We start from the raw sequence: 13036 nt of genomic DNA, 5'->3' as shown, positions 1-13036 counted from the left end.
ATAACCTTTATCCATTAATCCAAACACAGGCGAAACGGCACTGGAGGCACCATGCGGCATTCGACAGGGTTGGTTTTCCTGGCTGGACTGCTGGCAGGATCAGCGGCCCTCCGAGCCGCGGAGACCCCATGGATCGGCATCCAGGCCGGCGCCGCCGTGCCCGCGCAGAACCAGCTCCGCACCACCGCGGGCGCGGGCTTCCAGGGGGGGATCCACTTCGACTGGAACCTGGACGCCACGCACGCGCTGCGCCCGCGGGCGGATTTCATGGCCTTCGGGGCCCGGAACCAGGTCGTCACCACCCCGTTCACCCAGCGCATCGACACCAAGGTGCAGGCCACGTGCCTGGGCGTCGAGCTGCTCTTCCGCAACGACGGGGCCCATGGGAAATGGGCCCTGGGCCCGGGCATCTATGCCATCCGCTGGAGCGTGAAGAGCACCAACGAGCTGGAGGTTCCCGACGCCGGCGTCGCGCGGCGCTCGGGCACCAGCCACTGGACCCGGGCCGGGCTGGGCTTCGCCGTCACCCGCCGGTTCCGGCCGGGCCTGGAGCTGGAGGCGCGGTGGATCGCCAGCCATTACGGCTACGAGGATCTCCAGGCCCGCGTGGGCACCGTCGGCATCATCTGGACTTTCTAGGGGAACGACCATGATCCTCCTTCCCGAATCCCCCGGCCCGCGCCGGTTCCTCCTGGCGGGGGCCCTGGCGGTCTCCGGCATGGTGGGCTGCACCATGGGGGGCGACAAGGCCCCCGGCGACCGCGCCGGGCAGCTGAATGGCCCCTTCGCCATCACGCCCCCGACCGCGCAGGTCCTCCTGGGGCAGACCTTCCATTTCTCCGCCAGCTCCCCCTGGGGCGGAGGCGCCACCTGGTCCGTCCTGCCCGCCACCGCGGGCACCATTGATGCCAAGGGAACCTTCACGGCCGGCACCACCCCCGGCACCTGCCGGATCGTGGCGATGTACGACAACGACCCCCGCTACACCGCCACCGCCTCCGTGCACATGCTCACCGCGATTCCGGCCCAGGTGAACCCCGCCCTGGTGCAGGCTTCCGGCAAGCTCCAGGTCCAGGGGACGCTGCGCAACGCCATCGTGGTGGGCGAAGGCGTTCCCGCCCGCACCTCGGTGACGGCCGACGGGGCCCTGCGGGTTCGTCACGGCTTCGAACCCCCCACCCACAACTGATCCCGGTTCCCTTTCTCCCCGATTCCATCTCAGGCGGCTCCCATGCGATTCCCTTTCCTCTCTTCCACCATGGCGATGATCATCGGTCTGGGCGCTGCGGCCCTGCCGGTCCGTGCCCAGCAGGCCGCGGACGTGACGCCCCTTCCGCTGGTGGCGTACCAGGGCCGGCTCCTGGACGGCTCCACCCCGGTCACCGGCGCGCGCGTCTTCACCTTCTCGATCCTGGATTCCAGCGGCACCGCCTTGTGGAGCTCCGGGGACCAGTCCCTGGACGTGGAAGGGGGCCTCTACAGCATCGTGCTGGGCACCTCGGGCATGCCCGCCATTCCGCAGTCGGTGCTCAGCCGCTCCGGACTTAAGCTCCACATGACCATCGCGGGCGTCGCGCTTTCCCCGGACGTGGATCTCCTGCCGGCCTTCCAGGCCCACAGCGCCTGGGAGCTGGTGGGCGCCTTCGACGGCGACGTCACCGGCACCCAGGGCCTGACCAAGGTGGGCAAGCTCCAGGGCTTCCCCATCGACCTCGCCACCGCGCCCACTACGGGGCAGGCGCTGGTGTTCAACGGGACCTCCTGGACCGCCTCCTCCGTGGCCGGCACCGCGGGGCCCGCGGGCCCCGCCGGCCCCACAGGTGCGACGGGCCCCGCCGGCCCCGCAGGCGTGACTGGCCCCGCCGGCCCAGCCGGCCCCGTCGGCCCCGTCGGCGCCATGGGCCTGCCGGGCGCCACCGGTCTGACTGGACCCGCCGGACCGGCCGGACCCGCCGGGGTCAGCCCGCTGACCCTGGCTGGGAGCGACGTTGTGTTCACCACTGGCTCCCTGGGCCTGGGGATCACTCCACCCGACGCGAGCGCCCTCCTTGACCTCAGCAGCACCACCAAGGGCTTCCTGATGCCCCGCCAGACGCAGGCCCAGCGCCTGGCCATCGTTACGCCCGCCGCGGGCCTGATGGTCTACCAGACCGACGGGACCGCCGGCATCTACCAGTTCAACGGCACGGCCTGGGCCCAGGTGGGCGCGGCCGGCGGCGGCGGCACGGTCACCAGCGTCTCCGCGGGCACGGGCCTCACCGGCGGCCCCATCACCGTCAGCGGATCGCTGGCCCTGGCCAACACCGCCGTGACCCCCGGCTCCTATACCCGCGCCAGCCTCACCGTCGACGCACAAGGCCGCCTCACCGCCGCCAGCAACGGCGCCGCCGTGAACCTGGCCACGGACGTCTCCGGGACCCTCCCGGTCGCCAACGGAGGCACGGGCGCCGCCACCGCTCAGCTGGCCCTCAACGCCCTTGCCGGATCCACCGCCACAGGCCAGTACCTCCGGGGCGACGGCACCAACGTTACCCTTTCGGCCATCCAGGCCGCGGATGTGCCCGTCCTGAACCAGAGCACCACCGGCAACGCCGCCACCGCCACCACGGCGGGGAACGTCTCCGGCACCGTGGCCATCGCCAACGGCGGCACCGGCGCCACCACGCCCGCCGCCGCCCTGGCGGCCCTGGCCGGAGGCAACACGTCGGGCCTGTACCTGCGTGGCAACGGCACTGGCATCGCCCTTTCGGGGATCCAGGCCGCGGACGTGCCCACCCTGAACCAGGACACCACCGGCAACGCCGCCACGGCGACCCTCGCCGCCACCGCCACCGCCGCCACCACCGCGACCACCGCGACCACGGCCACCACCGCCGGAAACGTCACCGGCACCGTCGCCGTGGCCAACGGCGGCACCGGCGCCACCTCGCTGACCTCGGGCTCCGTCCTGGTGGGCAACGGCACCTCGGCGGTGCAGGGCGTGGCTCCGGTAGCCAACGGCAACGTCCTGACCGTCTCCGGAGGCGCCTGGGTGAGCGCGGCGCCGGCGGCAGTGACACCTGCCGACTACGGCTATTATTCCATCACCGGCCTCTATCCTGGGGCCTACACGGCCCTCGCCCAGCGCGGGCTTCCCTTGTCGGGAAACAGTGTGGTGCTGGGCGCCGGCAAGGTCTACGAGATCACCCTCGCCTTGACCGCCTCGTCTTTTGACGAGGGCGCGTCCTACATCTTCCGCTTGGAGGATTGGAGCGGCGGCTTGGGGGTGGTCAGCAATCTGGTCTATTTCGGCACCACGGTGCTCACGAGCGGCACGACCCTGCCGGTGGCCAACGGCACCACCCAGACCCTCGTGGCCCTGGTCGTGACGCCTTCCAGCCCCGTCTCCCAGATCACCCTCAGTCTCGATCCCACGGGGCCCGCACCCATCCTGGCCGGGAGGATGACCATCAGGGAAATCCGGTAGGGTCCCGCCATCAGCGATGTGATCAAGGCCCGACACCTTTCCGCCGATAGGCTGGTAAGTTGTCGGCCGGCTTGCCCTGTCCGAATGGTATCTTAATTGCTATCAGTCACTATCCCATTCACGGGTCTGACCTTTTTCCAACCCCGGAAACGCCCCTTCGAGAGCCCCATGATCCAGTTTCGAACCGGGAAACTCGCCTTCCTGGCCGCCGCCTTCCTTGCCGTCCTGCCTGCGGGCGCCAAGGTGGACCAGCGCCTGGCCCTCCGCAGCGCCTCGGTGCTGGTGCAGGACCAGAAGACGGGGGAGCCCATCCTCCAGAAGCACTGCGACGACGTCCTTCCCGTGGCCTCCCTCACCAAGCTCATGACCGCCATGGTCCTCCTGGACAGCAAGGTGGACATGGACGAGCGCCTGACCATCCTGGAGGAGGACAAGGACACGCTGCGCCACAGCCGCTCCCGCCTGCCGGTGGGAACCGTGCTCACCCGGGCCGAGGCGCTGCAGCTGGCCCTCATGGCCTCCGAGAACCGTGCCGCCCACGCCCTGGGCCGCACCTTCCCGGGCGGGGTGGGGGTCTTCGTGGCGGAAATGAACGCCAAGGCCCGGGCCCTGGGCCTGGCCACCGCGCATTTCGAGGACCCCACGGGCCTCTCCTCGGGCAACCGGGCCTCCGCCTGGGACATGGCCCGCATCGTGGACCAGGCCTACCGGCACGCCCAGGTGAGGACCTACTCCACCCGGTCCAGCGCCACGGTGTCCTTCAAGGGCCGGCCCATCGAGTTCCACAACAGCAACATGCTCCTGGCGAGCCCCCGCTGGCGCATCGGCCTTTCCAAGACGGGGTTCATCGAGGAGTCGGGGCAGTGCCTGGTCATGCAGGCCCAGCTGGCCCAGCGGCCCGTGCTCATCGTTCTCCTGGACGCCAACGGCCGGCACTCCCGGTTCGACGACGCCAACCGGATCCGCCAGTGGATGGAAGGGGATCCCCCGCCGCGTCCGCGCCGCCACCGCCGGGCCCGTTTACGGGTTGTCACCCCCCGGAGGTAGTGCTAGGCTTGTTTTTCCCCCGACAGGTAAAAATTTTTCCCTGCACCGGGCCTCCCGCGGACCGACGCTGTCCGCCGTTTCGAATTTTTCCGTACGGACTTCCATGGATCCACAGCGGGTCGAACAGCTTGTCTCCGAAGTGCTGCGGGAGGTCCTCTCCCGGCGGGGAACCCGGATGCGGGTGGCCGTGGGCTCCGATCACGGCGGGTTCGACCTGAAGAAGCGCCTGGCCGGCGTGCTGGAGGCCAAGGGCTTCCAGGCGGTGGACGTGGGCTGCCCGGACAAGACCGCCTGCGACTACCCGGACTACGCCAAGGCCGTGGCCCGGGCGGTGCTGGAAGGCGATTGCGCCATGGGCGTCATGATCGACGGGGCGGGCATCGGCTCCTCCATGGTGTGCAACCGCTTCCCGGGGATCCGGGCCGCGCTGTGCTACGACATGAAGACCATCCTGAACTCCCGCCAGCACAACAATGCCAATGTCCTCACCCTGGGCGCGGGGGCCAACCCGCCCGAGGTGGTGGAGCAGATGGTCCTCACCTGGCTCGCGACCCCCTTCGAGGGAGGGCGCCACCAGAAGCGCGTGGACAAGATCGAACGATGAACGTGGAGTCGAGATGGATGAAAAGAAACTGGTAGACCTGATCACCAAGGAAGTGCTGAAGGCCCTTGATCCGACGGCCCCGAAGGCTCCGGAGGCCGGCAAGGCCCCCGGCAACGTCGATTCGGCCCTGGCGGCCATGATCGACCACACCCTCCTCAAGCCCGAAGCCACCGCCGACGAGGTGGAGACCCTTTGCGCCGAGGCCCGGCAGTACGGATTCTGGTCCGTGTGCGTGAACACCTCCTGGGTGTCCCGGTGCCGGGACCTCCTCCGCGGCTCCAAGGTCAAGGTCTGCTGCGTGGTGGGCTTCCCCCTGGGCGCCATGGACAGCCGCACCAAGGCCTACGAGACCCGCGAAGCCATCGCCAACGGGGCGGACGAGATCGACATGGTGCTCAACATCGGGGCGCTGAAGTCCGGCGACCTGGCCCTGGTGGAGAAGGACGTGCGCGCCGTGGTCCAGGCCGCCCGCAACAAGACCACCAAGGTGATCCTGGAGACCGGCCTGCTCACCGACGAGGAGAAGGTGACCGCCTGCACCATCTGCAAGAACGCCGGCGCCACCTTCGTGAAGACCTCCACGGGCTTCGCCAAGGGCAGCGTCGCCACCGAGGCCGACATCGCGCTGATGCGCCGCACGGTGGGGCCCCGCATGGGCGTGAAGGCCTCGGGCGGCGTGCGCAGCCTGGCCGACGCGAAGAAGATGATCGCCGCGGGCGCCACGCGCATCGGGGCCAGTTCGGGCGTGGCCATCGTCACCGGTGGCGAAGGGAAGGGATACTGACATGAGCGACGGCGCCCTCACCCTCCGGGCCTACTGCTTCATCGATTCGCTCCAGCCGCAGCTGGCGGCCTTCGTGGGCCTGGGCGCCCGGGGCTTCCCGCCCCTCAAGGAGCAGGCTTCGGTCTACATCGAAGTGGCCCCCGGCATCGCCATCAACAAGATGACCGACGTGGCCCTCAAGGCCGCCAACGTTCAGCCCGCGGCCCAGGTGGTCGAGCGCACCTTCGGCATGCTCGAGGTGCACGCCTACGACAAGGGCGAGGTGCGGGTGGCGGGCGAGGCCGCCATCGGGAGCTTCGGGCTGGTGGAGGCCGACCGCCTCACCCCCTACGTGGCCACCTGCGAAGTCATCCGGTCCGTGGAACCCATGCACGCCCAGATCATCAACCGCAACCGCTACGGGCACATGATCCTGCCCGGGCAGTCACTGTTCCTGTTCGAGTGCGACCCCGCCGCCTACGCGGTGCTGGCCGCCAACGAGGCCGAGAAGGCCGCGGACGTCTCCCTCATCGACCTCAAGCCCTACGGGGCGGTGGGGCGCCTGATGATGGCCGGCAGCGAGTCCGAGATCGACAGCGCAATGAAGGCAGCCATCGAAGCCATCAATTCCATCCACGGCCGTCCGTACCGGACCAAGGCCTGATCCCCCCACCCCAACTCCAGGGAGAGACCCATGAGTGAAGCGCTCGGCATGATCGAAACCAAGGGTTTCGTCGCCATGGTTGAAGCCAGCGACGCGATGCTGAAGGCTGCCCGCGTGCAGCTGGTCGGCTACGAGAAGATCGGCGGCGGCTTTGTCACCGCCATCATCCGCGGCGACGTGGCGGCGGTGAAGGCCGCCGTGGAAGCGGGATCCCTGGCCGCCCAGAAGGTCGGCGAGATCGTTTCCGTCCACGTCATCCCCCGTCCCCACGAGAACGTGGACTCCGTCCTCCCCCTGGGCCGCACCGAAGCGAACGCCTAGGTTCATCGGAGGCGGGCCATGTTGATCGCCAAGGTGGTGGGCGACGTCGTCGCCAGCCAGAAGGTCGGCGCCCTCGCCGGCCACAAGCTGCTCCTGATCCAGCCGGTGGACCCCAAGGGGCAGCCCAAGGGCAACCCCATCGTCGCCTCCGACGGCGTGGGCGCCGGCTCCGGCGAATGGGTGCTCGTGTGCCAGGGCTCCTCGGCCCGCATGACGCCCGTGAGCGAGGGCAAGCCCGTGGACGCCGTCGTCATCGGTATCGTGGACGCCGTGCAGTTCGAGGGCTCCGAGGTCTACAGGAAATCCTGATCCCCAGAGGCTGAGCCATGGAAATCGATCGCGCCCTGGTCTCGAGAATCGCCGAACGCGTCCTCCGCGAACTGGAGGGCGCCCCGGCACCGGGACCCCAGATGGGCTGCTTCACCGACATCCCGTCGGCCATCGGCGCCGCCGAGGCCGCCTTCCAGGCGTTCCGGGCCATCGGCCTGGAGCGCCGGGCGGAGATCATCCAGGAGCTGCGCGTGGGGCTCCGCCGCCACGCCCGGGACCTGGCCGAGCTCGCCGTGGGCGAAACCGGCATGGGCCGCGTGGAGGACAAGGTCAAGAAGAACCTCCTGGTCATCAACAAGACCCCCGGTCCCGAAGTGCTGCGGGCCGACGCGGTCTCGGGCCAGCACGGCCTGACCCTGGAGGAGCTTGCCCCCTGGGGCGTCATCGGGTCCATCACCCCGTCCACGAACCCCTCCGAGACCGTCATCAACAACGGCATCGGCATGCTTTCGGCCGGCAACGCGGTGGTCTTCAATGCCCACCCCGGCGCCAAGCGCACCAACGCCTTCACCATCGACCTCATCAACCGGCTGCTGGTGGCCGAGGGCGCCCCGGCCAACCTCCTCACCTGCGTTTCCGAACCCACCCTGGAGACCGCCGCCGAGCTCATGAAGGCCCCCGGCATCCGCCTCCTGGTGGTCACGGGCGGCCCCGCGGTGGTCAAGGCCGCCTTCGCTTCGGGCAAGAAGGTGATCGCCGGCGGCCCGGGCAACCCCCCCGTGGTGGTGGACGAGACCGCGGACCTGGAGCAGGCCGGACGCGGCATCGTGGCCGGGGCCTCCTTCGACAACAACGTGGTGTGCATCTGCGAGAAGGAGGTCATCGCGGTGGAGGCCATCGCGGACCGGCTCAAGGCCTGCATGGCGGCCGCGGGCGCCCACGAGCTGCGCGGCGCCGAGATCGCCGCCGTGGAGCGCACCGTGATGGAGGGCCGGTATCCCAACAAGGCATTCGTGGGCAAGGATGCCACGCACATCCTCAAGGCGGCGGGGATCCCGTTCTCCGGGGAGCCCCGGCTGGTGTTCGCCGACGTGCCCTTCGACCACCCCTTCATCCAGTCCGAGCTCCTGATGCCCGTCATCGGCTTCACCCGCGCCCGGGACGTGCACGAGGCCATCGCCCTGGCCCTGAAGGCCGAGCACGGCTTCCGGCACACCGCCAGCATGTATTCCAAGAACATCGACCACCTGGACAAGATGGCCCGCGCCGTGGACTGCTCGATCTTCGTGAAGAACGGTCCCAACTTCAACGGCCTGGGCTTCGAGGGGCCAGGATCCACCTCGTTCACCATCGCCTCCCCCACGGGGGAGGGCCTCACCAACGCCGTGCACTTCGCCCGGCGCCGCCGCTGCACCCTCAAGGACCACTTCCGCATCGTCTGATCCCGCGACTGGACCCCCCCATGGCCACTCCGAACCCGAACCTGGTCCCCACCCTCGGCATCCTCGAGCTCTCCAGCATCGCCAAAGGCCTGCAGGTGGCCGACCTGATGCTGAAGAAGGCGGAGGTGCGCCTGTTGAAGGCGGGCCCCGTGGGCTCCGGCAAGTTCATGATCCACCTCACCGGCGACGAGGCCGACCTGCTGGAGGCCGTGGAGGAGGGCCACCTGCACTCGGACCCCTTCCTGGTGTCCTGGACCTACATCCCCAACCTGCACCCCCAGGTGCTGGCGGCGCTGCAGAAGGAGAAGGGCACGGAGCTCACCACCGACGCCGTGGGCATCGTGGAGGGCCAGGCCCTGGCCGCCCTGGTGCAGGCCGCGGACCGCGCCGTGAAGACCACCGCCGTGCGGCTCCTGGAACTCACGTACAACCTGGACCTGGGCGGCAAGGGCTACTTCACCTTCACCGGCGACCTGTCCGAGGTGGAGGCCGCCCTGGCCTCGGCCGAGGAGCTTCTCCGGGAGGAGGCGGCCTTCGTGAACAGCGAGATCCTGGCCCGGCCCCACGACATCATCCAGGGCCTCGTCCTGGAAGGCCTGGAGAGCTCATGCTTCTAGCGCGGGTGAAGGGCCTGGTGGTGGCCACGCGGAAGCTGGAGTCCCTGTCGGGCTACACCTTCCGCATGATCCAGGGCGTGGACGCCGAGGGCCGGCCCGTGGGCGAGCCCCTGGCCGCGGTGGACCTGGTGGCCTCGCGGGACGGGGACCTGGTCATGTACATCGACGCCCGGGAGGCCCCCAAGGCCCTCCCCGGCGGCTACGGGGCCATCGACGCCTGCATCGTGGGCCTCGTGGACTCGGCCACCTGAGGAGCGCGCCATGTTCATCGCCGAAGTGCTCGCCCCCGTCGTCGCCACCGAGAAGCTGGGCTTTTTCGCCGGGCGCAAGCTGCTGCTGGTGCGGGAGGTCCTGGAGGACGGCACGGCCGGGGACCGCACCATGGTCGCCCTCGACGGGGTCCAGGCGGGGCCCGGGGATCGGGTACTGGTTGCACGCAATGGAGGTGCCGTGGACGACGTGGTGGGGCTGAAGGACTGCCCCGCGAACGTGGTGATCATCGGGCACGTGGACCGCGTGGAACGGCAGTAGCCCGGGTCGGGAGTAGGCGAGCTGTTTGCCGCGGGGGGCCGAGGCTTGTGGTCTGGGCTGAACCCGAGGGCGCCGACCCGCCCCGGCCTGGTTTTTTGCCGGGGATGAAGGGGATAAACGGGGATGAAAAAGAAGATATGCGTCTCCTGGCTGTCGGGCATAAACACTTCGCTTCGGTAGGGGGTGAATGGGGGATCGGGGTTTGAGCTGATCCGGGTGGGGAGTGGAAAGCCATCCTTTTGCAAACACCGGATTTGCGGTTTCGGCGGGTGGGGCCTCCGGTCACAATGATCTTGTCAACCAAAGGATGAATGAACATGCCCAATCGCCGGACGAGGTCTGCGAGATCGATGCTCCTGCGGGGGGTGGGGGCGGCCGTCCTGGTCGTCCTGGCGGGGCTGGGGTCCTATGCGCTCTACCACATCCACGTGCGGCACCGCCTGGGCACCGTGACGCTGGGGCAGGTGTACCAGTCGGGGGTGATGCCTCCGGCCGAGCTGCAGCGCCAGGCCCGGATCCTGGGGCTCAGGTCCGTCATCGATCTGCGCACCTTCCAGCCGGGGGAGGACAGCACCAACACCACCGACCTGGGAACCATCCGCCAGGAGGCCCGGGCCCTGGCCGAGATCGGCGTCCGGCACATCCACCTGCCCACGCCCCAGGTGCCCACGGACGCCACCGTGGACCGCTTCCTCATGGCCATCCGCGACCCCGCCAACCGCCCCGCGCTCATCCACTGCTACCACGGCGTCGGCCGCACCGAGCTGTTCGTGGCCATCTACCGCATGGAATTCGAGCACTGGTCCAACGAACGCGCCCGGGCCGCAACGCGGCTCCTGCTCGCGGGCAGCAGCTTCTCCGACACGGCGGAGAAGGGCCAGTTCCTCATTCGCTACAAGCCCCGCCTGGCGGGGCTGGCCGCCTTCACCCCAGTTCCACGGTGATGTGCACCAGTTCCTCGTGCACGCCCACGGCGGCGCGCACGGCGGCGGGCGTCAGGTCCTTCGGGCCCCCTTCCAGCGCCAGGATGCAGGCGTAGCTGGCCTTGCCCACCCGCCACACGTGGAGGTCCGTCATACGGCCCCACTCGGGATGGGCGCCGGCCACGTCCCGGATCTCGTCCACCACGGGGTGGTCCATCTCCGCGTCCAGCAGGACCCGCGTGGTGTCGCGCAGGAGGCCCACGGCCCAGGCGGTCACCAGTGCCGCGCCCGCCAGGCCCATGACCGGGTCCAGCCAGGCCCAGCCCAGGGCCAGGCCCCCGGCCAGGGCCACGATGGCCAGCACCGAGGTGGCCGCGTCGGCGATGACGTGGATGTAGGCCGAGCGCAGGTTCAGGTCGTGCCCGTGCCCGTGGTCGTGGCCGTGGTCGTGGGCCTGGCCCAGGATGAGGGCGCAGACGACGTTCACCACCAGGCCGGCGGCGGCGACGGCCATGGCCTCGCGGTAGTGGATGGGCGAAGGTTCCAGGAGCCGCTGGGCCGAGCCCAGCACCATCCATGCGGCCACGCCCAGCAGGAAGAGGGCGCTGGCGAAGCCGCCCAGGATCTCGATCTTCCAGGTGCCGAAGGCGAACCGGCGGTCCCCGGCGTGGCGGCGGGCCAGGGCGTACGCGAGGGCGCTCACCCCGATGGCCACCGCGTGGGAGCTCATGTGCCAGCCGTCGGCCAGGAGGGCCATGGAATTGAAGCGCCACCCCGCCAGGATCTCCACGGCCATCATGAGGGCCGTGATGACCATGACCAGGCGGGTTCCACGTTCTCCGGCCCGGTTGCCCTGATCGAAGAGGTGCGAGTGGGTCTGGGGGTCTAAGCCCATCCCTACTTGGCCACCCGCTTGCCCATGCGGGAGTCCAGGTACCAGATGCCGCCTCCCTGCTCGCCCACGGCGCGCAGGTGGTCCACGATCTGGCCGACATTCGACTCCTCCTCCACCTGCTCGGTGACGTACCACTGGAGGGTGATCTCGCTGGCGTAGTCACGCTCCGCGCGGGCCAGCTCGAACAGGGCGTTGATCTTGGCGGTGATGCCCTTCTCGTGTTCCAGGGTCTTCTCGAAGACCTGGATGACGCCGCCGAACTCGGTGGGGGGCGCCGGGATGGGGTGGAGTTCCAGCTTGCCGTTGCGGTCCAGCACGAACTGGATGAGCTTCATGGCGTGGGCCGTCTCCTCTCCCGCCTGGATGCGCAGCCAGTGGGCGAACCCCTTGAAGCTGAGGCCGTCGCAATGGGCGCTCATGGCCAGATAGAGCTGGGCGGAGAACTGCTCCAAGTTGATCTGGGTGTTGAGGGCGGCCTGCATCTTCGGGCTGATCATGGGGTTCTCCTCGAACGTGGAGTCATTGTAGCGGGGTCCCCGGCCTGTGGCATTTCTCCTTCGCGGCCCTTGCGGAGGGGGCGGAATGCAACATGATGGAAAGGCCCCCGGAGGTCGTCCGGTGGCTTCCGTTGAAAATAATGAGGTTGTAATATTGGAACGATAAATGCACACCTTCCTTCCGCGGGCCCACCGCCCAGATAGGAGATTCCAGTGAGATCCTACGCCCTCCCCATCGCCCTTCTCCTTGGACTCAGCCCCTTCGCGGCCCAGGCCCAGGTGCACATCGGCATCCAGATCGGCCTGCCCGTGGCGCCCCGGCTGGAGGTCATCTCCCCCGGCATTTCGGTGGTGGCCGGTTTCCAGGAGGAGGTCTTCTTCAACGACGGGTGGTACTGGTGCCGGCGCGACGACGGCTGGTACCGCGCCCGCAGCCCCCGGGCCCGCTTCGAGTGGGTCGAGGTGCGCCGCGTGCCCCGCTACATCGTGGAGGTCCCCCGGGGCCACTACCGCAACTGGCGCCGCGAGGATCCCCGGGGCGTATGGATGCCCCCCGGCCAGCGCCGGAAGATGGAGCGCATGGAGGACCACCGCGAACATCGCCGCGAGGAGCGCCGGGAGGAGCGCCGCCAGGAGCGTCGCGAGGACCGCCGCGAGGAACGCCGGGGCCACCATCACTAGGTGACAACCCCCCCCGGGCCGTGAATGATGGAAGAGGGCCGGACGCGACCACCGCGTCCGGCCCTCTTCCGCGCCCGGAGCCGCCCATGACCCAAACCCATCCCAAGGATCCCCTCCACGGCCTGACCCTGGAAGCGATCCTCACGGTCCTCGTGGACCGCGTGGGCTGGGAGGGCATGGGCCGGGCCGTGGAGATCCGCTGCTTCAACGTCGACCCGAGCCTCAAGTCCAGCCTCGCCTTCTTGCGCAAGACCCCCTGGGCCCGGCGCAAGGTGGAAGAGCTCTACCTTGCCCTGATCCGGGACTGATCCGCCG

18 protein-coding genes are annotated in these 13036 nt (G+C 69.3%); 16 read left to right on the top strand and 2 right to left on the bottom strand.

Going from position 1 to position 13036, the window contains the following annotated elements:
* Nucleotides 1-51 precede the first annotated feature (51 nt).
* From ACZ5LB_RS05965 to ACZ5LB_RS05900, 14 genes are all read left to right on the top strand, one after another.
* A complete protein-coding gene (locus ACZ5LB_RS05965; protein WP_464605261.1) occupies nucleotides 52-639 on the top strand; it encodes a hypothetical protein in 588 nt (195 codons plus the stop codon).
* Between the two features lie 10 nt (nucleotides 640-649).
* Nucleotides 650-1189, top strand: a complete 540-nt coding sequence (locus ACZ5LB_RS05960) for a hypothetical protein (RefSeq protein ID WP_464605260.1) — start codon at nucleotides 650-652, stop codon at nucleotides 1187-1189.
* 42 nt (nucleotides 1190-1231) lie between these two features.
* Complete coding sequence (locus ACZ5LB_RS05955; protein WP_464605259.1) at nucleotides 1232-3466, top strand: collagen-like triple helix repeat-containing protein; 2235 nt, start codon at nucleotides 1232-1234, stop codon at nucleotides 3464-3466.
* A 168-nt stretch (nucleotides 3467-3634) separates the two neighbouring features.
* Nucleotides 3635-4513 carry a serine hydrolase gene (locus ACZ5LB_RS05950; RefSeq protein WP_464605258.1) on the top strand — a complete coding sequence of 293 codons (879 nt, stop codon included), beginning with the start codon at nucleotides 3635-3637 and terminating at the stop codon, nucleotides 4511-4513.
* Between the two features lie 103 nt (nucleotides 4514-4616).
* Nucleotides 4617-5117 (top strand): ribose 5-phosphate isomerase B, encoded by a 501-nt coding sequence (gene rpiB / locus ACZ5LB_RS05945; RefSeq protein WP_464605257.1) that lies wholly within the window; start codon nucleotides 4617-4619, stop codon nucleotides 5115-5117.
* A 136-nt stretch (nucleotides 5118-5253) separates the two neighbouring features.
* On the top strand, nucleotides 5254-5901 hold the full coding sequence (gene deoC, locus ACZ5LB_RS05940; protein ID WP_464606293.1) for a deoxyribose-phosphate aldolase: 648 nt from the start codon (nucleotides 5254-5256) through the stop codon (nucleotides 5899-5901).
* A gap of 1 nt (nucleotide 5902) precedes the next feature.
* On the top strand, nucleotides 5903-6544 hold the full coding sequence (locus ACZ5LB_RS05935; protein WP_464605256.1) for a BMC domain-containing protein: 642 nt from the start codon (nucleotides 5903-5905) through the stop codon (nucleotides 6542-6544).
* 30 nt (nucleotides 6545-6574) lie between these two features.
* Complete coding sequence (eutM, locus tag ACZ5LB_RS05930; protein ID WP_306600956.1) at nucleotides 6575-6865, top strand: ethanolamine utilization microcompartment protein EutM; 291 nt, start codon at nucleotides 6575-6577, stop codon at nucleotides 6863-6865.
* Between the two features lie 18 nt (nucleotides 6866-6883).
* Nucleotides 6884-7174 (top strand): EutN/CcmL family microcompartment protein, encoded by a 291-nt coding sequence (locus ACZ5LB_RS05925; protein ID WP_464605254.1) that lies wholly within the window; start codon nucleotides 6884-6886, stop codon nucleotides 7172-7174.
* Nucleotides 7175-7191: 17 nt separating this feature from the next.
* The gene (locus tag ACZ5LB_RS05920; protein WP_464605253.1) at nucleotides 7192-8577 is read left to right on the top strand and encodes an aldehyde dehydrogenase family protein; all 1386 of its coding nucleotides are present in this window, start codon (nucleotides 7192-7194) and stop codon (nucleotides 8575-8577) included.
* 20 nt (nucleotides 8578-8597) lie between these two features.
* Nucleotides 8598-9194 (top strand): BMC domain-containing protein, encoded by a 597-nt coding sequence (locus ACZ5LB_RS05915; protein WP_464605252.1) that lies wholly within the window; start codon nucleotides 8598-8600, stop codon nucleotides 9192-9194.
* A complete protein-coding gene (locus ACZ5LB_RS05910) occupies nucleotides 9185-9445 on the top strand; it encodes a EutN/CcmL family microcompartment protein (RefSeq protein WP_464605251.1) in 261 nt (86 codons plus the stop codon). The genes ACZ5LB_RS05915 and ACZ5LB_RS05910 overlap by 10 nt, the downstream gene beginning before the upstream one ends.
* Before the next feature lie 10 nt (nucleotides 9446-9455).
* Nucleotides 9456-9725, top strand: a complete 270-nt coding sequence (locus ACZ5LB_RS05905; protein ID WP_464605250.1) for a EutN/CcmL family microcompartment protein — start codon at nucleotides 9456-9458, stop codon at nucleotides 9723-9725.
* Between the two features lie 317 nt (nucleotides 9726-10042).
* The gene (locus ACZ5LB_RS05900) at nucleotides 10043-10669 is read left to right on the top strand and encodes a fused DSP-PTPase phosphatase/NAD kinase-like protein (RefSeq protein WP_464605248.1); all 627 of its coding nucleotides are present in this window, start codon (nucleotides 10043-10045) and stop codon (nucleotides 10667-10669) included.
* On the opposite strand, the gene dmeF is transcribed toward ACZ5LB_RS05900, so the two are convergent.
* Nucleotides 10650-11543: a CDF family Co(II)/Ni(II) efflux transporter DmeF gene (dmeF, locus tag ACZ5LB_RS05895; protein ID WP_464605246.1), complete on the bottom strand. Its 894-nt coding sequence runs from the start codon at nucleotides 11541-11543 to the stop codon at nucleotides 10650-10652. The genes ACZ5LB_RS05900 and dmeF overlap by 20 nt on opposite strands.
* A gap of 2 nt (nucleotides 11544-11545) precedes the next feature.
* Complete coding sequence (locus tag ACZ5LB_RS05890) at nucleotides 11546-12040, bottom strand: ferritin (RefSeq protein ID WP_464605245.1); 495 nt, start codon at nucleotides 12038-12040, stop codon at nucleotides 11546-11548.
* A gap of 213 nt (nucleotides 12041-12253) precedes the next feature.
* Here ACZ5LB_RS05890 and ACZ5LB_RS05885 point away from each other — a divergent pair, with 213 nt between their 5' ends.
* Together ACZ5LB_RS05885 and ACZ5LB_RS05880 are read left to right on the top strand one after the other, a co-directional pair.
* Complete coding sequence (locus ACZ5LB_RS05885; protein WP_464605244.1) at nucleotides 12254-12721, top strand: hypothetical protein; 468 nt, start codon at nucleotides 12254-12256, stop codon at nucleotides 12719-12721.
* A gap of 86 nt (nucleotides 12722-12807) precedes the next feature.
* Nucleotides 12808-13029 carry a VF530 family protein gene (locus ACZ5LB_RS05880; RefSeq protein WP_464605243.1) on the top strand — a complete coding sequence of 74 codons (222 nt, stop codon included), beginning with the start codon at nucleotides 12808-12810 and terminating at the stop codon, nucleotides 13027-13029.
* Nucleotides 13030-13036: the final 7 nt, after the last annotated feature.

The sequence above is a fragment of the Mesoterricola sp. MK458 genome (assembly GCF_055384935.1).
Note: the sequence above shows the minus strand (reverse complement) of the source record. Positions and strands in the feature narration are given on the sequence as shown.